General features: G+C 35.5%; 19 protein-coding genes, 1 tRNA gene and 1 pseudogene. 10 read left to right on the top strand and 11 right to left on the bottom strand.

Going from position 1 to position 26980, the window contains the following annotated elements; genetic code table 11:
* Positions 1-15: 15 nt before the first annotated feature.
* Genes ACFIKU_RS02480 through ACFIKU_RS02470 form a run of 3 tightly spaced genes read right to left on the bottom strand, consistent with a single transcriptional unit; the run spans position 16 to position 2357 of the window.
* Positions 16-1434: an ATP-binding protein gene (locus ACFIKU_RS02480; protein ID WP_375642263.1), complete on the bottom strand. Its 1419-nt coding sequence runs from the start codon at positions 1432-1434 to the stop codon at positions 16-18.
* Positions 1434-2099, bottom strand: coding sequence for a response regulator transcription factor (locus ACFIKU_RS02475; protein ID WP_375656578.1), 666 nt, complete (start codon positions 2097-2099; stop codon positions 1434-1436). Before ACFIKU_RS02475 ends, ACFIKU_RS02480 begins: the two co-directional genes overlap by 1 nt.
* Before the next feature lie 21 nt (positions 2100-2120).
* Entirely contained in the window at positions 2121-2357 is a 237-nt protein-coding gene (locus ACFIKU_RS02470) for a hypothetical protein (protein WP_375642265.1), read from the bottom strand.
* 348 nt (positions 2358-2705) lie between these two features.
* On the opposite strand from ACFIKU_RS02470, the gene ACFIKU_RS02465 reads away from it, so the two are divergent.
* From ACFIKU_RS02465 to ACFIKU_RS02450, 4 genes are all read left to right on the top strand, one after another.
* Positions 2706-4856: a transglycosylase domain-containing protein gene (locus ACFIKU_RS02465; RefSeq protein ID WP_375642266.1), complete on the top strand. Its 2151-nt coding sequence runs from the start codon at positions 2706-2708 to the stop codon at positions 4854-4856.
* 17 nt (positions 4857-4873) lie between these two features.
* Positions 4874-5470: a DUF1214 domain-containing protein gene (locus tag ACFIKU_RS02460; protein ID WP_375642267.1), complete on the top strand. Its 597-nt coding sequence runs from the start codon at positions 4874-4876 to the stop codon at positions 5468-5470.
* Complete coding sequence (locus tag ACFIKU_RS02455; RefSeq protein ID WP_375656577.1) at positions 5463-6002, top strand: hypothetical protein; 540 nt, start codon at positions 5463-5465, stop codon at positions 6000-6002. Before ACFIKU_RS02460 ends, ACFIKU_RS02455 begins: the two co-directional genes overlap by 8 nt.
* A gap of 534 nt (positions 6003-6536) precedes the next feature.
* Complete coding sequence (locus ACFIKU_RS02450) at positions 6537-7322, top strand: DUF1499 domain-containing protein (protein ID WP_375656576.1); 786 nt, start codon at positions 6537-6539, stop codon at positions 7320-7322.
* A gap of 1596 nt (positions 7323-8918) precedes the next feature.
* On the opposite strand, the gene ACFIKU_RS02445 is transcribed toward ACFIKU_RS02450, so the two are convergent.
* Positions 8919-9209 carry a hypothetical protein gene (locus ACFIKU_RS02445; protein WP_375656575.1) on the bottom strand — a complete coding sequence of 97 codons (291 nt, stop codon included), beginning with the start codon at positions 9207-9209 and terminating at the stop codon, positions 8919-8921.
* 255 nt (positions 9210-9464) lie between these two features.
* Between ACFIKU_RS02445 and ACFIKU_RS02440 the strand changes: the two genes are divergently transcribed.
* Genes ACFIKU_RS02440 through ACFIKU_RS02430 form a run of 3 tightly spaced genes read left to right on the top strand, consistent with a single transcriptional unit; the run spans position 9465 to position 12911 of the window.
* Positions 9465-11132, top strand: a complete 1668-nt coding sequence (locus ACFIKU_RS02440; RefSeq protein ID WP_375656574.1) for a peptidase domain-containing ABC transporter — start codon at positions 9465-9467, stop codon at positions 11130-11132.
* On the top strand, positions 11122-12447 hold the full coding sequence (locus ACFIKU_RS02435) for an HlyD family type I secretion periplasmic adaptor subunit (protein ID WP_375656573.1): 1326 nt from the start codon (positions 11122-11124) through the stop codon (positions 12445-12447). Before ACFIKU_RS02440 ends, ACFIKU_RS02435 begins: the two co-directional genes overlap by 11 nt.
* A complete protein-coding gene (locus tag ACFIKU_RS02430; RefSeq protein WP_375656572.1) occupies positions 12447-12911 on the top strand; it encodes a toxin-activating lysine-acyltransferase in 465 nt (154 codons plus the stop codon). The genes ACFIKU_RS02435 and ACFIKU_RS02430 overlap by 1 nt, the downstream gene beginning before the upstream one ends.
* 231 nt (positions 12912-13142) lie before the next feature.
* Here the strand turns inward: ACFIKU_RS02430 and ACFIKU_RS02425 are convergent.
* Positions 13143-13217: transfer RNA gene (locus ACFIKU_RS02425), tRNA-Gln, on the bottom strand.
* An 813-nt stretch (positions 13218-14030) separates the two neighbouring features.
* On the opposite strand from ACFIKU_RS02425, the gene ACFIKU_RS02420 reads away from it, so the two are divergent.
* Positions 14031-14633, top strand: a complete 603-nt coding sequence (locus ACFIKU_RS02420; RefSeq protein WP_375625105.1) for a superoxide dismutase — start codon at positions 14031-14033, stop codon at positions 14631-14633.
* An 82-nt stretch (positions 14634-14715) separates the two neighbouring features.
* On the opposite strand, the gene ACFIKU_RS02415 is transcribed toward ACFIKU_RS02420, so the two are convergent.
* Positions 14716-16809: a S9 family peptidase gene (locus ACFIKU_RS02415; protein WP_375656571.1), complete on the bottom strand. Its 2094-nt coding sequence runs from the start codon at positions 16807-16809 to the stop codon at positions 14716-14718.
* Between the two features lie 856 nt (positions 16810-17665).
* Between ACFIKU_RS02415 and ACFIKU_RS02410 the strand changes: the two genes are divergently transcribed.
* A complete protein-coding gene (locus ACFIKU_RS02410) occupies positions 17666-18103 on the top strand; it encodes a MucR family transcriptional regulator (protein WP_012754848.1) in 438 nt (145 codons plus the stop codon).
* Positions 18104-18201: 98 nt separating this feature from the next.
* On the opposite strand, the gene ACFIKU_RS02405 is transcribed toward ACFIKU_RS02410, so the two are convergent.
* Together ACFIKU_RS02405 and ACFIKU_RS02400 are read right to left on the bottom strand one after the other, a co-directional pair.
* The gene (locus tag ACFIKU_RS02405; RefSeq protein ID WP_375641971.1) at positions 18202-18612 is read right to left on the bottom strand and encodes a SufE family protein; all 411 of its coding nucleotides are present in this window, start codon (positions 18610-18612) and stop codon (positions 18202-18204) included.
* A gap of 139 nt (positions 18613-18751) precedes the next feature.
* Positions 18752-19098, bottom strand: a pseudogene (locus tag ACFIKU_RS02400) (DUF5330 domain-containing protein).
* 1124 nt (positions 19099-20222) lie between these two features.
* Between ACFIKU_RS02400 and ACFIKU_RS02395 the strand changes: the two are divergent.
* Complete coding sequence (locus ACFIKU_RS02395; RefSeq protein WP_375641970.1) at positions 20223-21056, top strand: peptidoglycan-binding domain-containing protein; 834 nt, start codon at positions 20223-20225, stop codon at positions 21054-21056.
* Between the two features lie 1762 nt (positions 21057-22818).
* Here the strand turns inward: ACFIKU_RS02395 and ppdK are convergent.
* From ppdK to ACFIKU_RS02380, 3 genes are all read right to left on the bottom strand, one after another.
* Positions 22819-25485: a pyruvate, phosphate dikinase gene (gene ppdK, locus ACFIKU_RS02390; RefSeq protein ID WP_375656570.1), complete on the bottom strand. Its 2667-nt coding sequence runs from the start codon at positions 25483-25485 to the stop codon at positions 22819-22821.
* Positions 25486-25663: 178 nt separating this feature from the next.
* Entirely contained in the window at positions 25664-26320 is a 657-nt protein-coding gene (locus ACFIKU_RS02385) for a DsbA family protein (protein ID WP_375641968.1), read from the bottom strand.
* Positions 26321-26402: 82 nt separating this feature from the next.
* The gene (locus ACFIKU_RS02380) at positions 26403-26903 is read right to left on the bottom strand and encodes a DUF721 domain-containing protein (RefSeq protein WP_375641967.1); all 501 of its coding nucleotides are present in this window, start codon (positions 26901-26903) and stop codon (positions 26403-26405) included.
* Between the last annotated feature and the right edge of the window lie 77 nt (positions 26904-26980).

Below are 26980 nucleotides of genomic sequence, written 5' to 3'. Positions count from 1 at the left end.
TAAGGAGAAAATATGTTATTCTCCCATCCTAGGTAATAAAACTTTTGCATACAACCCACCCAAATCAGAACGTGATAAAAAGAGATTGCCACCATATTCACTGACCATATCTGAAACAATTGCTAACCCTAAGCCTGCCCCTAGTTTACTTTCATCAAACCGCCGCCCTCTTTTTAATGCTTCCTCCATTTTGTCTTCTGTTAAACCAGGACCATCATCTTCTACAAAGATACTAAAATATCCTGTTTCTTCAATATTTTCTTCTAAACAACAAGAGATCAAAACCTTTGCTCGAGACCACTGAGTAGCATTTTCAATCAAATTCCCTATAATTTCTTCTAAATCTTCCTTCTCTCCAGAAAAAATAATATCATCAACATCCATAATAAATTGAATTTGTTTCTCAGGATTAAGCTTTTTCATAACCCGCACCAAACGTTCAAGCACACTGCGAACAGACGTATGATAGACAATACTATCGCATTGTGCTGCAATCCGCGCACGCTGAAGATAATGATTGATTTGAGCTTGCATTATTTGCGTTTGCTCTCTCAACAAACAAGCCTTTTCTCCGCGCATCTTATCTGTCTCATTCATAATCACGGACAGAGGCGTTTTCAATGAATGCGCAAGATTACCAACCTGTGTGCGAAATCGCTCAATAATACGCTGATTATTATTAATGAGAGCATTCATCTCTTGTACAAGCGGCATCACTTCGCTTACTAAATCCGTATTCACATAGTGAACTCTTCCTTCGCGAATATCATTCAATGCGCGTCGAATAAGCTTCAACGGTTGAAAACTAAAGAAAATAATAGCAATATTAATAAGTACACTCCCGATACCGAAACTCCAAAGAAAAATTTGCAAAGTTCGCTTAAATTCCTTTACCTGGGCATGAGCTTCATCGATATTCCCAACAAGCCGAAAACGTGCAATATGATTTTTATTATCAAGAACAACATCACTCTCAATTACTTGTAGCTTTTGACCATTGTTTCCCGTTATCCGATAAGAGCGAAAGAATTTATTGTCAAAAGGTATATCAACGTCACTTGGTGCAAATATCTCGCCTGTTCCCAATGAGGGGGATGTCAATCTTCCTTTTAAATTATGAGATATCGCAACAACTTCCCAATACCATCCTGTTGTTGGATCAGAATAACGAATATCATCAATCCCAGCCCCTCCTCTCAAAGTACCTTCCGATGACACCGTCACTGTTGCAATAAGACTGTAGAGTTGAGCAGAAAGGATACGCTCCAAGCTTTGTTCAGTTGAACGCTTATAAAATAAAATACTGACTGCAGAAATCGATAAAAGAGAAATAACAACCCATAATGTTGATAAGATCATAACACGTAAACTGAGGGATCGAGTAATTACAAAAAAGAACCTCCTATACCAATTATTCTCTTCGACAACATTCATTAATCACCTCGCGTTCTCACGCGATATCCCATTCCTCGAATAGTTTCAATCAAATCCACTCCAAGCTTTTTCCGTAACCGACCTACAAAGACTTCCACCGTATTCGAGTCCTTATCAAAATCCTGATCATAAAGATGTTCAGTAAGCTCTGTTCTTGAAATGACCCTGTCACAATGATGCATGAGATAGGAAAGCAGTCTGAATTCATAAGATGTTAGTTTAATCAATTGACCATCCACAAAAACACGAGACGTCTTTGTATCTAACAAAACATTTCCGCAACATAATGCACTTGTCGCATGTCCCGTAGTGCGACGAATTAATGCTCGCAAGCGCGCCATCACTTCCTCCAAATGAAATGGCTTCACAACATAATCATCAGCCCCAGCATCAATACCATGCACCTTATCAGACCAACGGTCTCGTGCCGTTAGCATTAAAACAGGCATGAAGCGCCCTTCTTGACGCCACTTTTCAACGACACGAATACCGTCAATCTGCGGTAGACCTATATCAAGTATCACCGCGTCGTAAGACTCTGTACTCCCTAAAAAATAAGCCTCTTCACCATCGAAAGCACTATCGGAAACATATCCTGCACGTCTTACAGCTTCTGCTAATTGATGGTGAAGATTCCGATCATCTTCAACGATTAAGATACGCATCACAACACCATCTGCCAAAGACTAATCAGCAGGAACAAAAAACTCAACACGACGTAACTTTTCACCATTACGGGCTGGTACAACAACCACAATTGCACACATGTCCTTTCCGTCCTGAACTACCGATTTTGAACGGACGAGAACCCCCCTTTCTTGCGCGGCAGCCTTCTTACCTACTTCAGCACACCCAGAAGCTAGAACAGAATCTGCTCCTAAAAAAGCTGCTATTATTACGAATAAAAAATTTTTTTTCATCATAAATATTTCAATACCCCATCTCTTCTTTTCCTTGATAAAGGATAAAAGAAATAATGGTTTTTTTGGGTCGACTTAAAAAGCACAAATGAAAATAATTTATCCTCTATCTTACAGAAGAACACATTAATATTACTCCAAACTTTTAAAAACTCAAAATAAAATATTTTTAATAATGAGAATAAAATTTATTCAATAAAATAATAAAATCTTAATACACTATCTTACGAAAAATGAATAATTCTAAAATAAACTCTTTCTCTTTTAGCACTATAGCAAAAAAATACTTCTACTCCATATAATTATTGTAGATTTGTTTGGTTGTATTTCTTTGCCATAGGCTCTCTTTAAATGTTTGATTTTTTTAAAAAAAAGAAAAGGCAACACCGTAAGCCATTTCACAGTCCTGCTCTCATTGAATTAGACGCACGATTAGATACAGCGCTTTATCACATTCGTTCTGCTAACAGTTTTTTCTGGAAAAAGGCAAAAATCATCTCACAAAATTTTCATCTTCAAGGATGGAAACGTTTTATCGTTGAAGTTCTTGATGAAATACTGACATTAGGGTTGATGGGATTTACTCTTTTCACTATTTTAGGCATTTCTGTTTTTCAACTGACCAAAACAGATTGGTCTTCTCCTAAAAACTTTTCCATTCTTTTTCTAGATCGCTATGGAAATTCCATTGGGCACCGTGGTGCATTGCCAGCGATCTCTGTCCCCGTTGAAGAAATGCCTGACACTGTCATTAAAGCGGTTCTTGCTACAGAAGACCGTCGTTTTTTTGATCATTGGGGCATTGATTTTCAAGGGCTTACACGGGCAATTTCACAAAACATGCAAGCTAACGGTGTGGTGCAAGGTGGCTCAACTCTCACACAACAATTGGCTAAAAATTTATTCTTAACAAACGAGAGAACCATAACACGTAAAATCAAAGAAGCTTATCTTGCTCTTTGGCTAGAAGCAAATTTTAGCAAAAAACAGATTTTACAACTTTATCTTGACCGGGCCTATATGGGAGGAAACAATTTTGGTATTGCCGCAGCGGCAAAATTTTATTTTGGAAAAAACATACGGCATATATCTTTAAGTGAATCTGCTATGTTGGCAGGACTCTTTAAAGCTCCAACAAAATATGCTCCTCATAGTCATCTCTTTGCTGCTCAAACACGTGCCAATGTCGTCCTTTCTAATCTTGTTAATAGCGGCTTTATGACGAAGAGCCAGATTATCAATGCGCATCGCCACCCTGCTAGGGCACTTCCCCAAATAGAAAATAATCAGCCTGATTATTTTCTTGATTGGGCATTCGAGGAAGTCAAAAAAATGCGTCATCAACTTCCAAGCCATAGTTTAATTATTCAAACGACCCTTGATCCGAATATTCAAAAAGCAGCAGAAGAATCAATTGCATATCATTTACATCAGTATGGTCAACAATATCGCGTAACACAAGCTGCCACTGTTATACTCGATAATAACGGTGCTGTATGCGCAATTGTTGGAGGTCTAGATTATAAAAAGAGCCAATTTAACAGAGCGACACAAGGCGGACGGCAAACTGGTTCTTCATTCAAACCTTATGTTTACGCAACCGCATTGGAACACGGACTTTCTCCCTCAACAATCGTTTTAGATGCTCCTATTAATTGGGGAGGTTGGACACCAAAAAATAATTCTGGTCGTTATTTGGGAAAAATTGATTTAGCAACAGCTTTAGCTTTTTCCATTAATACAGTCCCTGTGTATCTCACCTATCAATATCTTAACCGCGATACCCAACCCATCATAGACCTCATCAAGAATATGGGGATTAACGCACATATTTTATCACATAAAACGATGGTTCTTGGCACTTCCAACATGACCCCCATGGATCAAGCAACTGGCTTTAATGTCTTTGCGAATGGCGGGATAGCTGGTAATCGGCATGGGTTCATGCAAATCAGAACAATCGATGGGCATGTGGTATGGGATTTCGAGCATAACGGAAATAAGTTACACCGAGTTCTCAGCAGACAATCAGCTGCTTATATGAACCAAATGATGGTGGGTGTCACAACACGAGGGTCTGGTAAGCGTGCTGCTCTACCCATGACTCTTGTCGCTGGGAAAACTGGAACATCACAATCCTATCGTGATGCTTGGTTTGTTGGCTTTACAGGCAATTATACTGGAGCGGTATGGATGGGAAATGATAACTTTTCACCGATGAATCGTGCTTTTGGGGGTGGAGTCCCTGCCATGATATGGCAACGCATCATGCTTGCTGCACACCAAAATATTATGCTCAAACAACTCTATGGTGTTAAAGATTCTCTTCTTCCTTATCATCCCCCAATACTTTCCTCCCATGCAGATTCTGAATTTTTCTCCCCAACGCCTTCTACGCTTTCTCCTGAAACATTGAATATTGTGCGATTGATTAACAAAGATCTGAAAAAACCATCTGCAATTTCTTTGAAGATGAAAATAACTGGAGATTCAACATTTTGAATTTAAGATATCCACTGATGTTTTTTAATATCACCATTTTCTTTTTTATCTTCGCTTTTTCTATTTTATGTGGAAAATGGAGTGTCGATTATGTGCTCAATTCCTTTCATCATTTTGGACTCTTTAGAATTGGAAAATGGAGTGCTTATCCACAAATGGGAACCGCCAATATGGATCCCTATACCCGCGCTCTCACCGCTAAACAAGGCATTGTTTCACTCGGACGCACTGAAGGTATTCAATTCCAGATTTGGCGAGATAACCAAGGGCGCCCACTCCACCCTCACTGTCATTATTTGCTCAAAGGCACCATCCCTGAAACTCGTCTTTTTACCCTTTATACAGCTGACAAATCCCTAAAACCCTATACTTCATCCAAAGAAATACCTTTTGAACTCCACACGAACGCTACTACTTATGAGCATGACGGCTCATTGCGCATCAATATTTCACCTACACCGCAAGCCGGCAATTGGCTTGCAACAGTTAGTCAAAAAGAATTCGGGCTTATTCTCACCTTATACGATACCCCAATCATCTCAGCAACGGCATTACAAAAGCTCACAATGCCCTCAATAGAACAAATCCCATCAGGACAAATAAATTGTGACTAGATTTATTCATACCGCACTTCTTGCAATCATTGGCGCTATTATCGTTCATATTTGTGTTCTCTTTCTGATCCCCACTTGGACACAAAATAATATATGGATAAGCCTTAAAAAATCCGGCGCCCCTTATCAATTTGTTGCTTTTACTCCCGATAATCCTATTCAACAATCTGCTGATCCACTCTTTCTTCTTAAAGTCTGCAGATTTAATCTTGAAAATGGACCTGTTTATTTAAAAGCTTTGAAAACACGACAATTTTGGTCACTCGCTGCTTACACGCACAACGGAATTATTTTTTACAGCCTTAATGACCGAACAGCCCCTGATAATACTCTCGATCTTATCATTGGAAAACCAATACAAATAATAGAACTCAAAAAATCAAAACCTAAAATAAATGCTAATTCAGTTTTGGTTGCTAAAAATTTGAATGAAGGTTTTGTCATTTTACGTATTTTTGCCCCTTCTTCACTTGCAAAAAAGGAAAGTGAATCTTTCCTTTCATCTGCAACCTGCCGCATATTTTATGAATAAAAACAGACTAACCTCTCATTTGGACAACACCTTACTTTCTATACAAAATAAACAAAGCCTCTCAAAATGGTTATCTTTTTTCTCTATTAATCGAATACGCGAATTCAAGTTTGTCTGATTGTAGATCCCTCAATTTTTTATTGAGATAGAATGAAATCTCTATTGCACATCATCATATCCTATTTGATACGCATTATCTGACAGAAAAAACTCCCCGCAATCAGAAGAGAAAAATCAAGAGTAAAGTTCTAGAAAAATATGCTGCTAACAACCGTAAAACTTTCTATTTGAGTTTTTTCTTTTTATTTACAAACGTTTCCATAAAGTTTGCATCAATGACATGATAAACTATAGAGGAAATTCTGATTACCTTCAATGAAGTGCAAAAATAATCGCTGGAAACTTATAAGACATTATGCATCCTTGACCTCAAAAATAAGTGCTTTATTTTTCTCTTATAAGCAGAAGCTTTTTGTAAGATAGGCACTCTGAAAAAACTTGGCTTATAGTTTACAATTGAGGGGAAAAAACTTCATGAAGAAGAGATATGTTCGGTTCGTTTCAAGAGCAGCAGTATGGTCCCCTCGATTTGGTGGATTAGCGTTCTTTATTTTATTATTTTCAGTCATTTTACAACGTTTTTCCGTCATTAACGTAATTGATTTCATAATTTTGATCGGAATCTCTAGCGGCTGTGTGATTATTTCTCTTCTTCTTGCTTTAAAAGCACTTCATAGCTTATGGGTCTATGGAGCCCTAGGGGGAATGAAAGCTTTAAAAGGGATCATTTATTCACTCATAACTGCTACACCATTGATGTTATTTTTTGGACTTTGGTTGACCTTACCAGCTCTTTACGATATTTCTACCGACACACAAAGCCCACCCACTTTTTTTCGCACAATACGTCCCAGCGATGCTTTGCCACTTAAAAGTGTTTTGACTGAACAAGCAACATTACAGATGTCACAATGGCCAGAAATGTCGGGGCGCCGTTATGATGGTTCACCTGATCGTATTCGCGAATCTGTTCTCAATGTTTTAGCAGCCTATGATTGGCCTGTTGTGGCTCAAAAAAAGTTTAAAGGTGAAGAGAATGAACTGTATATTGAAACAATGGCAAAAACTTTTTACCTTGGTTTCATTTCAGACATTATCATTCGTTTAACTGATGAAGGAGATACAACTTTTGTTGATATGCGCTCTGCTTCTCGTTATTTGCCAAGAGATTTGGGAACGAATGCTGCTTTTATTATCGATTTTATGGATGCACTTGATACAGAAATCGCCTCACTTCCTCTTTCTGAAGATAATGAGTAGAGGCTAGAAGTATAGTAAGTTACATTTACTAAATTAGCTTATTTCAAAAATAAATTTTGAGACGTGCGGAAACGAACAAATCAGTTATCGTCTCTCGACGGCCATAAGCATTACTGACAAGTTCTTTGAACACCCAAAAGCAACTTATAGCCTCTTTTTAGCGCGTGACATATAGATAAAATATTTGAATTCAAATTCTAAACTTAAATACTATAATTGATTTTACATATATTTTTTATGCTCAGAAATCTCATCATAAAAGTAGGAAAGAAGACTTCTCTAATAAGGAAATTAAGCATTTCTTACAGGCTTATTTTTCCAATGAAAATAGAAAAATATATCTTCATCAAGAAAAATGAAATACATTTATCATAAAATATGATGCATATGTAATATAGTTACAGAAAAAATCAATAATAAAATACACATAAATTCATCTGTATTTTACAATAAATGATTATTTCAATTTTATAAATAAATTTCATAATAATAAAAAAATATATATTATTACAAATAATAGAAACTTATTTAAATGAAAATAATTTTTTATCAAACATAATTTAAATATAAATACTAATATCTAATATATTTAAACGCAACATAAATAAAACAAAACGCCAAAAATAACAAAAAGAACCCACTAAATGTCTTAATTGCTTCCTTTATACTATTTTTCTAACTGTCACCACTGTATCTATAAATTAATGAAAATATAAAATAAATATTGAAAATAAAATATCAAAAACATTATTATATAAAGATAATAAATAATCATTTTTCATATAAATAACGTATACAAATAAAAACTGTTATAGAAAGTAATATAACAAATATAATGAACAAAAATGTGCTTAAAAACATTTTTTTCACAATTTCTTTGTTACTATAACCTTTAAATTTATACCGTAAAAACATTGCATAGAAAAATATAAAGAAAGAACATGTAGAAGATAATAATTCTGCAATAATACGAATAATATCACTCATAAAAAATCCAAATTAAATATATATAAAAACAATAAACATTAACATATATTATATCATACAAAAGTTAATAAAGTAAAATAATATAAAAAACGAATTTATTCTTAATTAATGATTTAATTTTAATATTTTTTTTCATTACATACCTTAGATATATAATACAATTTAAATAAATATAATTAAACAAAAAATGCAAAAAACAATTCATAAAATATATTAAAAATATAGATAACAAATAAAATTTCCAAATTAATCTATAATTATAAATCAATAATGAATAATCATTGTTCATAGAAATAACGTATATAAATAAAAAATATTATAGAAAATAATATAAAGAACAAAAATATTCTTAACAAAATTTTTTTCCAAATTTCTTTTTTACTATAACCTTTAGATTTATAATATGAAAACAATGTATAGAAAAATATAAATAAAGCACCTATAGAAAATAATAATTCTACAATAATACTAATAAGCTCATTCATAAAAAAATCCAAATTAAATATATAATTTTGTAAAATTATGCACCTAAACCTTCCTGTCAAGTTTGTAGACACATAATTATGCCTACAAGCTTGTTCATTTTAGAAATATCTGCTAATTTTTATATTAGCGATAACATCCATAGAGTGTATTTCCTATACCTGTGGCAAATCCTACTCCAGAGCCAACTCTTCCTCCTAACCATAAACCTTCCGCAGCGCCTATTGGTCCTCCAGTTACCCCCCCCATAACTCCACCAATTACCACTCCCATATCATGTCCCCTATGTCCCATTGAAAATCCTGCTGAGAGATAATCTCCAACAGTACACCCAGGTCGTGATCCACTGCTTGAAAAATTCATTGATGAAACATGAGACCAACCATTAGAAAAACTAGAACCAAATGAACGAAACATATAAAACCTCTTTAATTATTGTTAAAAATAACTGCATCACAACGATACAGTGGAAAATTCATTATTGTTCATTTTATAATAAGTCAAACATAATTTGTAAAAATAATAATAAAAATACTGTATAAACAATAAATACATTATGTTTATATTATAATATGAAAAATGCATATTATAATATAAACATAATGTATTTACAATACTGTTTAAATATGCGACATCAATCGCTCTTTCTCTTAAACAAAATCATAAATTCAAATGAGTCATTCACAAGAAAAACTAGTATCATTCTCTTGGTTTACAAGAACAACAAAGAAATATATCTATTATGTCATCGAACTCAGTTGCGTTGCTGTTGTTTTGCGTTTGCTGGGCTTGGTGAATCCTTTTATTTTTCAAGCGATTATCGACCGTATTCTCCCTTTTCAACGTATTGAAAGTCTCTATGCTATCGTTGTCTTGATGGTTGCTATCATGCTGTTTAGCACGGCTCTTAGCACTCTATCTGGCTACTTAGGAGCTTATTTAGCCAATCGGCTTACGCTAGAATTTGGACGGCGCATTTACACCCATCTTTTAAGTCTTTCTTTGCCCACTTTACGCACTTGGCAAGTGGGGGAACTGTTCACGCGAATCGGAGAGGTTGATACAATTCGCGGTTTTCTAACAGGAACCATCGCCACAACTGTTCTAAATGTTCTGTTCGCAATCATTTATCTTGCGGCACTCTTTTCCATTAGTCCGAAACTGACCTTTATTGTCCTTATTGTTTTACCCTTGCAAATGGGCTCTTTAGCGCTAGTCGGTCCCTTCTTGCGCCGCCAATTACGCCGTGCTTTCACTCTGCAAGCTGCCCATCAATCGCGCCTCATTGAAAGTTTTACCAATCTTGAAGCCATAAAAGCGCATGTAAAGGAGCCAGCCCATACAATACGCATGCAAGAAACTTTAGCCCGTAGTTTAGATCAAAGCCTTACAACCAGTAAATTGCATCTTCTCAATGGAGCCATGAGTCATATTTTTGGTGATCTTTTCACTATTTTTATTATCTTTTTTGGTGCTCAGGCAGTTCTTCAAACCCAGATTACGCTAGGGCAACTTATTGCCTTTCATCTCCTCGCTGGAAATGTTTCTGGTCCTATCTTAAGCCTTGCATCCCTATGGGAAGAATGGCAGCATTTGAAAATCTCTCGTCTTCGTTTGGGCGATATTCTTAACTCCCCTTCAGAATGGGAAGAAGAAAAGTCGCCTCTTCAACTCAGCGCTCCTCCTCATCTTGAAGCCAACGATCTCTGTTTTTCTTATGGAGATAAGTCCATTATCAATCATCTTGATGTCTGTTTACAACCTGGGCAACCAATTATGTTACTTGGTCCTTCAGGGTGCGGAAAAACAACCTTGGCGAAGCTCCTTTGTGGGCTCTATCCCCCAACAAGCGGGAAGATATTGATTAATGCCCAACCTTTACAGAATTTTGATGTCCGTAGCGTGCGTGAAACAATCGCGTATTTTCCTCAAAATCCTTGCCTTTTTTCCGGAACCATTCTTGAGAATATGCTTCTTGCTAAACCAGATGCCACTAAAGATGAAATCGACGCTGCACTATATGTTAGTGCTTGCCATGATTTAATTGCTCAGTTGCCTTTAGGACTTAATACTCAAGTAGGAGAGCAAGGTGGTTTTTTATCCGGTGGTCAGCGCCAACGCTTAGCTTTGGCTTGTTTCTTTCTGATAAACCCAAGCCTGCTTATTTTGGATGAACCTACTTCCGCATTGGATGACACTGTCAGTGCACAAATTGTTGAGCATTTATATAAACTTTCGCAAGAACGTATTGTTCTTGTTATTACCCACAAAAGTGACCTCTTTCCTCAGCATGCAACCGTCTTAAACTTTACTGATTTGGAGGCAAAAAATGGCAGATAAAGCTCCCTATTTGCGCCCTTTGTCACCAACGCTTCATATGGTGATTGCTGTTTTGGTCACCTTATTTCTCTTTATTGTAATCGGCAGCTTTATCGCAAAAACAGAGATTGTTGCACGGGGGCAAGGAAGTGTTATTCCCACCGCTTACGTTCAGCTGGTCCAAGCGCAAAATACAGGACGCATTGAGAAAATCCTTGTAAAAGAAGGGCAATTTGTTCATCAAGGCGATCTTCTTATTCAATTAGATCCTCGTGAAGCCCTCAATGAGTGTGCACGTGTTCAAGCAGATATCGCGCAACAAACCCTTCAAGCACAAATTGCAACAGCTATTTTAACAGCTTTGCATGAAAGTGATCCTTTGGATGAAGATTTTGTGACCAAAGGGCTTGCCTATCTGCCAGTTCCTCCTTCTGGCAATCAGACTGCAAGAATAGAAGGGGAAAAACTCATTAGCGCTGCCCTTCAATCTCTCCAAGATAAATTAAGAGCGCTAAAAGCACAAGCGGACCGCGTCGAGCGCAGCGGCGCAACACAACATGCGCAATTAGATAGGTTGGAAGATGATCGTCAATTAAGCCAAGGAAAATTAAAAGCTGCAAAAAGCCTAATGGAAACAAAAGTCATTAGCCAAGCGGTTTATTTAGAGCGTTTACATGACTTTAAAAATGTCGAGCATGAAATTTTAACCAATCAAAGACGTTTGGAAGAAAATGCTGCCGAAATAAACACCCTCCGCCAACAACGGCAAAGTCTCATTTCCGATGAAATCGCCCGCTATCGCCAACTTTCGCGTGAAACAGAACTGAATCTTCAAGGATTAAAAGCAAAGCTTGATAGCACTCAATACCATCTTGACCACTTATCACTTTATGCACCTGTTGATGGACGTATCGATGATTTAAGTATTCATACTTTGGGCGGCTTTGTAGAAGCTGGTAAAACGCTCATGCGTATTGTCCCTGGTGCGGGCGGTCTCATTGTTGAAGCGTTTTTTGATAATCGAGATATTGGTTTTTTAGAAAAGGGCCAACGTGTTTACATCAAATTTTCTGCCTTTCCACCTGAACGTTTCGGCGTTATCCACGGTACAGTCGTTAATGTAGGCGCTACAGCACGCTATAATAAAGAAATTAATGGTGTCTATGCTGTTTTAATCAAAATTGACCAAGATCATATCACTTTGAATAACAAACAACTTAAATTTATCCCTGGCATGACTGTGACAACGGATGTCATTACCTCAAAACGGCGTCTCATTTCTTATTTCTTTGAACCTATCACCAAAATTTTAGAACAATCCCTAAAGGAAAGATAATGTCTGTAAATGAAAATTCATCACCATCACTCATAGATCCTCTTACGGCTTTGGGTGCCATGATTGTTTTAATGCTTACATCTCCCTTATACCGCTGCTGGCGAATCTGGGATATCGAACGAAATTTAGGACCAGCTTTACAAACTGGGCAATATAAACTCTATAAAAATGAACGTGGAGAATTTTGCGCCTTTATCACTTGGGCTTTTTTAGATGAAAAAAATCATCAATCTATGCTTGAAAAGGGAGAGCTTTTGTCCGATGCGGATTGGCAAGGCGGAGAATATATGTGGTTTATTGATTGTGTAGCACCCTATGGACATGCTGCTGGTATGGTACGTGACATGCAGCGGCATGTGTTTCCTAATCAGCATTATTGCTACGCTGTTCGGCGGAATGAAGATGGTGGAATACGGAAAATCACCCGCTGGTGTTGCTATAGAGTACAAAATCCAACCAAATAGTTTTTCTAAAGCAAGCGCGGATAAACCATTGCCCCCCCTCTTATAGAAAAGAATCCTTTAAAAGAGCTCTTTGAGCGATAGCTATAGTAAAAGAAAACCTTACCATATTTAGAGCTAACCCGCTACAAATGGGTATTTTTCAGCTTACAAGACTTGCTACGAATAGCAACAGACGGTTAAGGGGGTAATCCACTCTCAAGCTGAAATTTGATTAACTAATTTCACTAGAATTGGCTGGGGTACCTGGATTCGAACCAGGGAATGCCGGTACCAAAAACCGGTGCCTTACCGCTTGGCTATACCCCAAAAAACACGCTTTATAGCGATTCTTGCACCTTATAGCGATTCCTGTGATTGGACGCAATATCTGAAAATCAAAGACCTTACTTTTTTATCATAAAATTTCTGAGTCTTGTATGACATTGCATCGATACAAATTCGTAGCAGAAACTGATATACGGTTGTGCTTTTAACACAAGTAGAAACTATTTATCCACCAATTATTTTGCTCTTTGTATTGATGTCCTAGGAACAGAAAATCTTTTAGTTTACTCATGTATCTAATAAATTTGCATATGATTTACTTTTCTTGATATACTAAAATCTCATCTTGCTTAACTAAGATAAAAGCTGTCACCATTGGGGACCGGTACAGTGTGTATTAGTGCTGCTGTGCTCTTTTATTAAGCGTAAAGATGGTAATATCCACTGGCTTTTACATTATATTATCCATGGGTAGCGCCATAAAATGAAATCAAGTACATTGAAAAATAACATTTAATATTCTGTTGAAAACACTATGATACACCTATAGGTTAGAAGAGTTTTGCAAAAATTAAAAACAAGAAATAATAGCTGTTTCCATTTACTTTTTATTCAAAAGATAATGATATTTTTTACCCATTCATAGATGTAAAAAATCTTCAGAAGAAATCTTTATATAGACTAATGCCCTTTTGGATTGATGAGCATGCATTTCCTAAAAGCCTCTTTTACAAAAAGAGAGACATTAAAATTAATTTCATACAAATAGGTATTCAACATTTGCTTTTAAATTCGGTAAATGGCAAATTAGACTTATGAAATAAGCTTAACAATTAGAATCGAGGAGATTTTTAAATGGCTTTTGAATTGCCCCCGTTGCCTTATGATTACGATGCCCTTTCACCTTATATGTCACGCGAAACGCTTGAATATCATCATGATAAGCATCACCTCGCTTATCTTAACAACACCAATAATTTTGTGAAAGAGTTAGGCTTAGAAAATGAAAGCCTTGAAGATATTGTTAAAAAAAGTTTTGGAAAAAATATTGGTTTGTTTAATAATGCAGCACAGTATTACAATCATAACCACTTTTGGCTTTGGATGAAAAAAGATGGTGGTGGCCAAAAACTTCCTGAAAAGTTAGCAAAAGCTATTGACGCTGATCTAGGTGGTTACGACAAATTCCGCGCTGATTTTATTGCTGCTGCTAGTGCCCAATTTGGTTCTGGATGGGCGTGGGTTGCTGTTAAAGACGGCAAGCTTGAAATTATGAAAACGCCTAATGGCGAAAATCCCTTAATTCACAATGCTCGACCTATTTTGGGTGTCGATGTGTGGGAACATTCCTATTACATTGATTATCGCAATACTCGACCGAAGTACCTCGAATCCTTTGTAGACCATTTAATTAATTGGGACTATGTTTTGAAACTTTATGAAGAATGTGAACTTTAAGCTATCTAGATAATTTTTTAGTGTATGAAAGTCCCTATAATCCAATAAATTATCGGAGACTTTCATACAGAGATATTATGGATTAGCAAAAGTCTTTTCCTGCTATCTTTAGAATATATGCATAAATGTAGGCAACTTCTTCTAGCTTTGAAAAACGTCCAGCTGCACCAGCGTGCCCTGAATCCATATTAATACGTAATAAAATTGCATTATCGTCTGTTTTTAGGTCTCGTAGTTTTGCCACCCATTTTGCAGGCTCCCAGTAAGTCACACGAGGATCTGTTAATCCTGCCATCACAAGTATAGGGGGATAGTTTTGAGCTTTGACATTATCGTAGGGAGAATAGGAAGCAATAAGCTTATAATCTTCTTCTGATTCAAGAGGATTCCCCCATTCGGCCCATTCTGGAGGTGTGAGTGGCAATGAAGCATCTAACATTGTTGCTAAGACATCAACAAAAGGCACATTCGCTACGATTCCAGCAAAATCCTGTGGAGCTATATTGGCAATGGCTCCCATCAACATCCCCCCTGCTGAACCACCATGAGCAATCAGCCGGTCGTGAGAAGTGAATTTATTTTTTACAAGATAACGCCCACAAGCAATAAAATCTGTAAATGTATTGTGCTTAAAGAGATGTTTTCCTTTCTCATACCATTCTACTCCCTTTTCTTTTCCTCCGCGAATATGAGCAATCGCGTAAATAAAACCTCTGTTTACTAGAGAAAGTACATTACTATTGAAACTGGCAGGAATAGAGATCCCATAAGCACCATAACCGTAAAGCAGACAAGGCGCACTACCATCAAGGGAAGTGTTTTTGTGATAAAAAAGTGAAATAGGAATCTTCTCCCCATCATCTGCTATTGCTGTAATACGTCGTGTTACATACGCATCTTTATTATGCCCAGAGGGAATTATTTGCGTTTTTAAAAGCATTCGTTTACGACTTTTCATCTCATAATCAAACACTTGATCAGGTGTTGTCATAGACGAATAGGAAAAACGAATAGTTGGACTGTTATATTCTGCAGCCCCTTGTAGACCTAAAGAATAAGCCTCTTCAGTAAAAGCAATGGAATTAACTTGTTCAGTGGTACGTTCCATTACTTTTATACGTGGAAGCCCCTCAAAACGTTCGATCCAGACAAGAAAATCTTGATAAGCATCATGGGATAATATGAGGCACCCAAGCTGATGTGGGACAAACTCAGACCAATTTTCTGATTGTGGAGATGTATATGGCGCTACCATAATTTTGAAATCTTTTGCATTATCTAAATTGGTCAGAATATAAAAGACATCACCGCCTTCTGTAAGTGAATATTCAATACCTTTTTGTCGTTTCCGTACACATTGGGGAATAGTAAAAGGCGCCTCAGCAGGAATTAACCATATCTCGGATGTTTCATGATCATGAATATTAATATAAATAACATCATTAAGCTTAGAACCGCTTACATCTAAGAAGAAACCTGGATTGTCTTCACGAAAAATAAGCTTATCTTGTGATTGATTTGTGTTTAATTGGTGATAATAGAGCTCTGAAGGTCGGTGGTTTTTATCCATCTTAGTATAGAAAAAACCTTCAGATCTAGCATCCCATACAATTTGACCAGATGTATCAGTAATTGTGTCCATACAGTCAGACAATGTCTCAAAATTACGAATTTTAGCTGTATAGAATTCTGATCCTTTGTCATCATAGGTCCATACCACGTGTGTATGGTCAGGAGATTCTTGAACTGAACCAAATTTGAAATATTCTTTGCCTTCTGCCAAGACATCACCATTAAGGTACACGTTTTTTTCTCCGCCATTCCTTGGTGTCCGAAAATAATGTGGTTGTTGACCTCCGGTAACATAAGAGAATCCGTATGCAAAAGGACCATGTTTTATAGGGACAGAACTATCATTCTCTTGGATCCTGTTTTTCATTTCGGTAAAAAGCAAATCTCGTAATGGTTTTGTATCAGCCATTTGAGCTGATTGATAAGCATTTTCTTTTTCAAGATAATGTCGAATATTGGGATCTAGACAGTTAGGATCTTTAAAAACATCTTGCCAGTTAGACGCACGTAGCCAATGATAGGGATCATCACGAAAAATACCATGATATATTTCCTTATGAGTGATTCTGGATGCTTTGGGAGGAATTGTAAAAGTGCGAGTCATACACAATCCTATATTAAAATATGTTAACAGCTTCGTTTATATGTTAGAATCACAGTTGTTGATGCAAGTGTAAAAATCTATAAGTTCTATTCACTTGCAAAAATAGCGCCATGATAATTTTTAAAATTAATACCTTTCTGTTCATTACATATCACAGCTATTGTTTTCTAAAGATATAATACCACTTTTATAATGAAAGTGACTGGTAAAACAATTAAACTATGAGAAAAAGAATTGATTTTTTTTGAAACAGTATAATCGCATAATTTTACAGAAAGGAATAAATATATATAAAGTATTATTATTACTGTATAAACAATAAAAATATCCTATGTCCTTTTAATGAATAGTTTTATATTATAAATAATGACATTATGTCATATTTATAATATAGTGTGTTTTTTATTATTAAATTTTATAAATATAAATAATAAAAATAAATTTGAAACCTATTAAATATAAACTTACTAAATTATAAGTATTCAAAACAAAAAATAATAATTTATATATTATATTTTTATAATTAGTAATTTTATTTTTACGTTCTCAAAAAAAATTAAATAAATTTTATCCTATATTTTTTTATAGTTGTGATGTATTATATATTATGTATGATATGTTATAGGATAAAAATATATTTTAGCATGTAATAATTTCGTTTTTCTTATTGTATATTATGACAAAAAATGGGTATTTATTTGATTTTTTTGTGTTTTGGCAATTTTATAGAATAATTGAATTGACAAAAAAGATTTTTGTACAATATGAAACTCATGTGCATGAGATCTTTATATCATGAGTATATGCACTATATCTCGATTTTGAATTACTCAATTTTAAATTAAAGGAAACAAGAATGGAACATCGTGCAGTCTTAGAGACTGAAAGCAATTTAGTTATTACATTGGTTGCTGATATTGTTGCTGCCTACGTGAGTAATAATTCTATTCGACCGACTGAAGTGCCAAGTTTAATTGCTGATGTCCATGCTGCTTTTCGTAAAGCAGGGAATCTAGAGTTAACAGAAGTCGAAGTTGAAAAACAAAGGCCTGCCGTTAATCCAAAGCGTTCAGTATTTCCTGATTATCTCATTTGCCTTGAAGATGGAAAGAAGTTTAAATCTCTAAAGCGTCATCTCATGACACATTATGGAATGTTGCCAGAGGAATATCGTGAAAAATGGCAGTTAGATAGTTCTTATCCTATGGTAGCGCCTAATTATGCAAAAACACGATCGGCTTTGGCCAAAGAAATGGGTCTTGGACGCAAAAGCAAACGGAAAAAAACTAAATAATCTTATTTTGCGAAAAAATGGTTTCGTGTATAAAGTTGATTATAGTATATATGTTTTGTGTGAAGCTTTTGTATATATAGCAATTTCTACCAAGGGGATTACATATAGCTTTCGTTACGAATCCGTTTAATCATTGATTTCAGACCATTTGATCGTTGTGGTGTAAGATTTTCATTTAAACCAAGTTTTTCAAAGAGCTCTTGAGCATCGGAATTGCGAATTTCAGAAGCTTTTTTGCCTGAATAAAAAGCAAGAAGTATATAAATGAGCCCACGTACAATATGAGCATCGGAATCACCTTGAAACGTCAATATTGGATCTTCTGAGTTATTACGTGAAGATAAAAGCCACACTTGGCTAACACAACCAGGAACTTTGTGAGCATCGTTTCGAGCGCTTTCCGGAAAAGGTGGCAATTCATGGCCAAGCTCAATGACATAACGATAACGATCTTCCCAATTATCCAAAAGCGAAAAGTTCTCTATAATATTACCGATTGTTTCCGCCATTATTTTAGTCCTGTTTCGTTTGAAATAATCATTCTTAAATACACTTAATAAAAATAAATATTTATTTTTCCTAACATAAATAACGCGAAGAACGTTAAAAATCCTTATTTCAAGATAACATTGTATGGTTTTGTAAGAACTATTGTCTTTCGATTTTGCAAGAAACATTAGGGGAAGTCCCTGATATTATTTTTTGTTCCCTAATATATTCCCTAGATATTCATAAGCTGCTCTTGCACCGTAATATGCGCGTTCGCCAAGTGAACTTAAAAAGGATTTTCCTACTTTGCAGGTTTCTATATTACGGTCACAAAATGCTCCTAAGTCATTTAAAGCTTCCTTAAAAGCAGTAATCACATCGCTCGTTATTGTCTCATTATTTTTGGGACCAGAAAAATGGTTACCGCTTGGATTTGCTACAAAAAATGAAATAATGACAAAAATAAAAAATAAAAAAAATGATAATTTGATTAAAAAACGTATCATGGGCAATCAATGTACCGTAGTGGTAAATACAATAAAAGAAGCATTTTATAAACTGTTTCTTTATAAAAACTTTATAAAATGTGCTTTTTATAAAGTTGAGTATTTATTTATTGGATCTATATCATTGGCTCTTTTATAAATATGGCACAATCCCGCTGTATAAAATATACATTGTCTATTCGCTAAAATAACATCCAAATTATACACCCATAGGCTGATCATATTAATGAACATACTATGATAAAAATACGAAATATAATCACGATTATGCATAAGAGGTAAGGGATACAACCTACATTTGCAACCTTTTATTTCACAAAAAAGTGTACCGATAAGATAAGAATTAAACACAGAGTCCTATTTCTTTTCCATATTGTGTACATACTTATTTTAAATAATAGTTCACCATCTTAGCTTAGTTGAAAAGGCTAAAAAGAGTCAAACTCTGTTATTCTGACTCTCGTGTCGATAAAATATTTATATTATCTATAAAATTTTTACTGGAATGTTATGAAAATGATCAGCATCTCTTATGATTACATCTCAAACAAGTTTTTTCTATAACATTGTAAACATCAATTTAATTGATACTTATGAAAATTATTGAATAGAAGGAACTTATACCAAAATATAATCATATTAAGAGATAATTATTCTTACCAAATCGTTTATGGATAAGTAATCATTTATATGTAAATTATAAAGAATAGATAATTATTGCCGTCCTTTTAGCGTTATAGGCAAGTATTTTCAATTTTATTTTATACAATAGGCAAACATATGCTCAAAAATGAAGAATAACGTGGCATTATTGTTTAGATATTTATATGTTGATAATACAGTTTGCAAACACCAAAATGATCTTGAATGCTAATCATTTGGTGCTCTCTCTGTACATATTAAAGATTTGTAAAAAATGAAATGAATAAAAATTGATAAGAACTCTTGTTGATTTATCAACTTATAAATTGATATAATGAAACTGCTCATTTTAGGAGTTTGAAAGGAAAAAGCAATAATGTTAATGCACTTCTCTCTGGCTGAAAGTAAAAACTAATTCATATTCGTTTCCTAATTTATATTCGTTTCTTTGTGAAGAATAAAGGCAACTGAAAATAAAAGTAATGACAACAAAACGAAAGAAATCCCGAAAAAAAACTGTAAAACACCGTAAATACTATAGTAGTGTTGTTATAACACTTATTCTTATAATTTTTCATTTTGTTTTTTGGAGTACAAAAACTCTTTATTTCTATACACGAAAAAATACTTTATTTTTTGTTGGATCTCTTCTTTTTAGCATTAGTTTTTTATTTATTTCATTTAATGCTTTATTTTCACAAATGACAACGCATCAAAATATTTTAACTCAAATGAAATTTTCCTCTGTTCAAAGTATAGGTAAGGGCTCTACTTTATCGGAAAAAGAAGAAAAATCACTAGAACTCTCTGGTGTAACTTCTGTACATTCTCAAAGTCATAACCACACAAATTCACCTTTACCCCCTCAATCAGCAAGCATGCTGGAAAAGCAAAAAGAACTAGCAAAATTAGGACTTTATGATGGACCATTAGATGGACTGGAAGGACCTAAAACACGCCGAGCCATCACTTTATGGAAACAGCAAACTTCTCAGAGAATGCAAAAGAATTTTCTATCTGATCCCGCAACAGATGAAATTGCGATATTAATTAAGCAGAGCGAAATAGAAACAAACAATACAAACAATATGACACACTTAAAAGAAGCTATTTTAGAGCCTTCTGTCGAAGATATTATACAAGTGCAAAAAGCTTTACACATTTTTGGGAATGAGGAGGTTATTGTCACAGGAATAGAAGATCAAAAGACGATAGAAGCCTTAAAACAGTTTCAAAAAATGTTTGATCTTCCTGTAACCGGTAAAATTAATCACACAATTTTAATGAAAATGCGTGAAATTGGTTTATTAAATTGAAGCTAATCATCTACACTATAAAAATAATCTCTTAATTTATAATGATAATTCATCTTTCGCTTGTTTAATGCTCTCCTCAAACATTCCTTCATCTCAAGCCCTCTTATATTCAATCAACCAAAATGGCTTTCTTTCACATTTCATGTTGAACCATACAATTTGCTGAAAAAAAAACATAACTGATTGCAGTAAAAAGAAATATTGCAAAATAGCAAACGCGTTTGTTCTAGCATTTTTATTGCTTCTGATGATAAAAGGACACGGAATTTTTTATAGTATCACATAAACCTTTCATATTCTCGAGCGCCGAATTGTCCATATATTATCGTCCATTTGATCTCTATAAATATGACGCAAAGAATTTGTGTAAACACCTGTAAGGATAAGTAGACGTAAAGCTAGTTGTGTTATGGTTGTTGTTTTGCAAAGTGTCTGATAAAAAAACCGGCACTTCTCTCCAATCTATTGCTGGAAAGTTTTGTGTTTTATGACATTGTTTCCTAAGAAAGCGTGTGCTTTTGGTATTTCCTATAAATCAACATCCAAACCTAATGCAGCAGTATGTTTGAAACAAATGTTAAGACAGTTTAGTATTTCTCTCAGCTGTTATAGCTTTTATATGCCAAATGGAGACAAGGATATTGCGCATCTCTGTTTGCTATAATCTCTTAAAACAGGGAGACAGCCTAATTTGGGAAGAATATGAAATTTTAAGGTAGAAACCAGTTTTCATCTTTGCCATTTCCTTTTAATTCAGCTTTACGCCTTTCAAAGACATCTAAAGCAATGGCTGTAAGATAAGGGAGATCACCTATTCCCTCATGCTTTTATTTATCACGTGTCTTTTTGCGCTCACGCCCCCTCACGTAAAACAAAATGTCCAAAACGGAATATACTTGGATTGCCATTTACGGGCTTTCTTAAAAAACATCTCTTAAAGCACCCAAGCCCATTTCACAACAACGCCCGTGAATAATAACAGCAGCCCCCCACTATGTGCGCTATCATCTTTACACTTGTGAAGAAGCAAGCCGGCACCATTACACACTGTATCTACCTTCAATTTGTAACAACTCTTGATACTTGAGACGATTCATAAGAAGCATATCCTTGCTTTATTTTTTACCCACAGACGCTCATCCCACCTGTAACATGCAAAAAACATGGTTTTGATTGATTCATTATAAAAGACGTTGAAATGAGAAAATCTTATAATATTTACAGCTTTCGTCCAATAGAGGAAATAAAAAATTATCATTATAAATCAATATATTGTATAACTTTGATATTCCTTCATAAATGTAAAGATGATAGCGCATAGTAGAGTTTATATAGTTTGGAAAGATTTTTATAAACTTACGGGGAATTTTACATAATCCCCATTCCACGAATGTCAATGTGAAATGGGGCATCCACTAAGAGATGTCTATCTAAAACAGCATGATGTGCAAAAAAATACATTTGTTTGGAGCGTTCTATTTTGCGTGAGGAGCTCATTCCCTATAAAAAGCAACCGCGTAAATTGACTGCACAATAACACGTTTCTCTCTATCAAGAGGTTCGTCAATAAAGCGTATTAATAATACATCTTTGTCTATCCTGCTTTATATTTTCTCTCATAAACCTCTAAAAAAAACACTTTCTCACGTAACATAACTTATCTTGCATTTTAGAAGCATTTTTATTCTCTTTATTACAGAAAATAAAAGAATATATAACAATTTATTTCAGTAATAACTATACAACAAAAAATATTAACCCATTATATCCTTTTTGCTATTGCGGCTTGGGCTGCTGCTAAACGAGCAATTGGTACTCGAAAAGGAGAACATGAAACATAATCTAGGTTATTTTCTTCGCATAAAGCAATAGAGGCAGGATCGCCTCCATGTTCACCGCAAATTCCCAATTTTATTTTTGCACGCTTTGAGCGTCCACGCTGTGCAGCAATGGTAATAAGTTCCCCTACTCCATCACGGTCAATAGACACGAAAGGATCTTGCTCTAAAAGACCTTTTTGAAAATAGGTTGCCAAAAAAGGAGCAGCATCATCACGAGAAATCCCAAAAGTAGTTTGTGTCAAATCGTTTGTTCCAAATGAAAAAAAATCAGCAGTTTCAGCAATTTCATCTGCTCGAAGCGCCGCCCTTGGAAGCTCAATCATCGTCCCAACTATATATTGAATAGTGCCTCCCTTTTCTTTCATCACTTCCTCAGCAACCTGATCAATACGCGCTTTTACAAAATCAAGTTCAGATTTAAGCGCAACCAGTGGCACCATAATTTCAAGTATAACAGGAGATCCAGATTTTTGAGCAGCTTCTACTGCTGCTTCAAAAATCGCCCGCGCTTGCATTTCTGCAATTTCAGGATAAGTAATAGCTAAACGGCATCCTCGTAATCCAAGCATAGGATTAAATTCATGCAACTGCTGGGCGCGTTCAGCAAGCACTTCAGCAGAAACACCCATAGCTGTTGCAACATCAAGAATTTCTGCTTTCGTTTTAGGCAAAAATTCGTGTAATGGTGGATCTAGCAAGCGGATAGTAACAGGTAAACCACACATAATTTCAAATAATTCACCAAAATCTGAACGCTGCATTGGCAAAAGCTTATCTAGTGCTTTACGACGACCTCTTTCATCATGACTTAAAATCATTTCACGCATGGCAACAATACGTTCATCAGAAAAAAACATATGCTCCGTACGGCAAAGACCTATACCCTCAGCCCCGAAAGAGCGTCCCATACGGGCATCAGATGGTGTATCAGCATTAGCGCGAACTTTGAGACGCCGCATCCCATCAGCCCATTCCATTAATTTTGCAAAGTCTCCGCAAAGCTGAGGTTGCAACATTGCAACTTTCCCTTTGAAAATTTCTCCACTTCCACCATCAATTGTGATAATATCACCTTTTTTAAAGCTTTCTCCTGAAGCAAACAGCGTATTTGTGTTATGATCAATCCGCACACTGCCAGCACCAGAAATACATGGTTTTCCCATCCCCCGCGCAACAACAGCAGCGTGACTTGTCATACCGCCACGCGTTGTTAAAATTCCCTCTGCAGCATGCATACCATGAATATCTTCTGGGCTTGTTTCTACACGGACCAAAATAACTTTACGACCTTCCGCCGACAGAGTTTCTGCCTCTTCTGAAGTAAAAACAATTTCACCAGTTGCAGCTCCAGGAGAAGCAGGTAAACCACGTCCTATAACAAAACGTTCTGCTTTGGGATCAAGTGTTGGATGCAAAAGTTGGTCCAGCGACTTTGCATCAATACGCATCACAGCCTCTTCACGGTTTATTAACCCCTCCTCAACCATTTCAATTGCCATCTTGAGAGCCGCACGAGCCGTACGTTTTCCTGAACGAGTCTGAAGCATCCATAATTTACCTTTTTCAATGGTAAATTCGAGATCTTGCATATCCCGATAATGCTGCTCAAGCTTCTGCGCAATCTGACATAATTTCGAAAAAGCCTCAGGCATGATTTTTTCTAACGAAGGTCTATTTGAACCAGCAACAATACGTGCATTTTCTGTAATATTTTGAGGCGTTCGAATACCCGCCACAACATCTTCCCCTTGCGCATTAACTAAAAATTCACCATAAAGTTCTTTTTTCCCCGTCGATGGATTGCGTGTAAAAGCAACACCGGTTGCCGAATCTTCACCCATGTTGCCAAAAACCATAGCTTGCACATTAACTGCCGTTCCCCAACTTTCCGGAATACTATGTAAACGGCGATAAGTAACTGCACGTGCTGTCATCCAACTTGAAAAAACGGCCCCAATTGCTCCCCATAACTGCTGTTCAGGATCTTGTGGAAAAGGGGTTCCTAATTTTTCTTCAACATAGGCTTTATAAGAAATAATAACATTCTTCCAATCATCTGCTGTCATTTCTGTATCAATAGTGTAACCATTGCGTACTTTTGCTTCATCAAGAATCTCTTCAAAATACGAATGATCTAACCCCAAAACAACGTTAGAATACATTTGGATAAAACGCCGATAACTATCATAAGCAAAACGTTCATTATTAGCTTGTAAAGCAATGGCTTTTACAGTCTCATCATTCATGCCAAGGTTAAGAACTGTATCCATCATCCCTGGCATAGAAGCTCTAGCCCCTGAACGAACAGACAGCAAAAGTGGCTTTTTCTCACTCCCAAATTCACGTCCTGTTTGTTCACCAACGCGTTTTAGTGCTTGCTTAACAGATTCCTGTAGCTCTTCTGGATATGATTTGTCATGGGCATAATAAAAATTACAAACTTCTGTTGTCAGCGTAAATCCGGGTGGTACGGGCAAACCAAGATTACTCATTTCTGCCAAATTAGCCCCTTTACCTCCGAGAAGGTTACGCTCACTTGCACTTCCTTCTGCCTTTCCATCTCCAAAACTATAAACCCATTTTTTCACTGTACAAATCCTCCCATATCAGCATCAAAACATCATTCAACCTAGGCTCACTTAAAAGCAATGATTTGATTCAAAATTGACTCAACAAAAAATATCGCTTCATAAATGCATAATAATAATCCTTCCAAAAGAGATAATGACCAAAAGTATCACTATCCATCTTCTGGAAAATTAAGATTCAGTTTTTAAGAAAACTATCAATCACCGAAAAAAAATCTTCTACTTTCATGGCACCTTCATATTTACTACCATTAATAAAGAAAGTAGGTGTTGCTGTGACACCAAGCTCTTTACCGCGTTCAAAAGATGCATTTACTTCATCTAAAATGGACTGATTTTTCAAACACGCAGTAAAACTTTCATCTGTAAAACCAGCCATTAAGCCAATTTTTTTCAATGGTGTCAGAGCATCTTTTCCGAAAGCCCATTCATTTTGTTTTTGAAATAAAACTTCTATCAAAGGAAAATAGCGATCTTCTGGTGCACACCGTGCCAACATAAAACCTGCTGTTGCCCGAGGATCAAAAGCATAATCACGGAAAATAAGTTTTACTTTTCCTGTTTTGATATATTTTTTACGAATTTGGGGAAGTATATCATCATAAAAATGCGCACAATGGGTACATGTCAACGAAGCATACTCAACAATGACGACTGGTGCATCCGCCTCTCCCTCAAAGCGATCCTTTACTTTACCCGATTGGAGAAGCTCTGCCATATCAACAGTTGCCACTGGTTTTAGATCACGCGCTAAAGAAACTGTTACACTGTTTTGTACAATCGTTATGAAGAGAAAAATTATCCCGAAAGATAAAAAAGAACGATATTTTACCATAAATAATACTTTTCTGTTGTTATTAACGAATAGGAATCCAATGCTTTCTCATATATTAAAGAAAAATATATAAAATATCTTTCTATTTATTATTTTTTTCCAAGAAAATGCAACAGCCAAGTTTATAAAGTGCTTGGTGCAAGCTTTTATCTTCAATTCCTTCAAGCATTTTTTCCACGCATTTTTTGTCTTGTTCACTCAAAGGCGGTTTTAGAGGCAAGTGATTCATAAAAACCGACATACTCCTTTGCTCAATCCTGATGCGATCAATAGCAATATAGCCAAAAAATCCGTTAATTCTATGAAGTAATTCCTCTGTTTCATGCATCAATTTTAACGCAGCAAATCCTTCACATGCGACAACAAGTGTTGCTGGTTGAAAAACTTCATCTTGGTCTGCACGACGTTTCCAAATAATTTTAAGCGGTATTGTATATTCACTGATATCATAGCCCGCAATTTGTGGCCAATGTTCTATAAGCGCTACATTAAGCCCTGTTCGTTTGCGTAAAACTGGATCAAGTATTTTGTATACCGTCTCAGAAAGAGAATAAAAGATACGTTTTTTAAGTTGTTTTCTCATTTTTATATCATTGTTCAACCGCTTACTAAATTAAAATTATTTGTTTCATCTAAAAAATTATTGCCTCCTCAATCTAT

The organism is Bartonella sp. CM120XJJH (assembly GCF_042194715.1).
In the GTDB taxonomy this organism is placed as follows: Bacteria; Pseudomonadota; Alphaproteobacteria; order Rhizobiales; family Rhizobiaceae; genus Bartonella.
Note: the sequence above shows the minus strand (reverse complement) of the source record. Positions and strands in the feature narration are given on the sequence as shown.

Excerpts from the sequence above, each read along its gene's own strand:
- ACFIKU_RS02480 (WP_375642263.1), bottom strand. The coding sequence starts at position 1,434 with ATGAATGTTGTCGAAGAGAATAATTGGTATAGGAGGTTCTTTTTTGTA.
- ACFIKU_RS02475 (WP_375656578.1), bottom strand. The coding sequence starts at position 2,099 with ATGCGTATCTTAATCGTTGAAGATGATCGGAATCTTCACCATCAATTA.
- ACFIKU_RS02470 (WP_375642265.1), bottom strand. The coding sequence starts at position 2,357 with ATGATGAAAAAAAATTTTTTATTCGTAATAATAGCAGCTTTTTTAGGA.
- ACFIKU_RS02465 (WP_375642266.1), top strand. The coding sequence starts at position 2,706 with ATGTTTGATTTTTTTAAAAAAAAGAAAAGGCAACACCGTAAGCCATTT.
- ACFIKU_RS02460 (WP_375642267.1), top strand. The coding sequence starts at position 4,874 with ATGTTTTTTAATATCACCATTTTCTTTTTTATCTTCGCTTTTTCTATT.
- ACFIKU_RS02450 (WP_375656576.1), top strand. The coding sequence starts at position 6,537 with ATGAAGAAGAGATATGTTCGGTTCGTTTCAAGAGCAGCAGTATGGTCC.
- ACFIKU_RS02445 (WP_375656575.1), bottom strand. The coding sequence starts at position 9,209 with ATGTTTCGTTCATTTGGTTCTAGTTTTTCTAATGGTTGGTCTCATGTT.
- ACFIKU_RS02440 (WP_375656574.1), top strand. The coding sequence starts at position 9,465 with ATGAGTCATTCACAAGAAAAACTAGTATCATTCTCTTGGTTTACAAGA.
- ACFIKU_RS02435 (WP_375656573.1), top strand. The coding sequence starts at position 11,122 with ATGGCAGATAAAGCTCCCTATTTGCGCCCTTTGTCACCAACGCTTCAT.
- ACFIKU_RS02430 (WP_375656572.1), top strand. The coding sequence starts at position 12,447 with ATGTCTGTAAATGAAAATTCATCACCATCACTCATAGATCCTCTTACG.
- ACFIKU_RS02420 (WP_375625105.1), top strand. The coding sequence starts at position 14,031 with ATGGCTTTTGAATTGCCCCCGTTGCCTTATGATTACGATGCCCTTTCA.
- ACFIKU_RS02415 (WP_375656571.1), bottom strand. The coding sequence starts at position 16,809 with ATGACTCGCACTTTTACAATTCCTCCCAAAGCATCCAGAATCACTCAT.
- ACFIKU_RS02410 (WP_012754848.1), top strand. The coding sequence starts at position 17,666 with ATGGAACATCGTGCAGTCTTAGAGACTGAAAGCAATTTAGTTATTACA.
- ACFIKU_RS02405 (WP_375641971.1), bottom strand. The coding sequence starts at position 18,612 with ATGGCGGAAACAATCGGTAATATTATAGAGAACTTTTCGCTTTTGGAT.
- ACFIKU_RS02395 (WP_375641970.1), top strand. The coding sequence starts at position 20,223 with ATGACAACAAAACGAAAGAAATCCCGAAAAAAAACTGTAAAACACCGT.
- ACFIKU_RS02385 (WP_375641968.1), bottom strand. The coding sequence starts at position 26,320 with ATGGTAAAATATCGTTCTTTTTTATCTTTCGGGATAATTTTTCTCTTC.
- ACFIKU_RS02380 (WP_375641967.1), bottom strand. The coding sequence starts at position 26,903 with ATGAGAAAACAACTTAAAAAACGTATCTTTTATTCTCTTTCTGAGACG.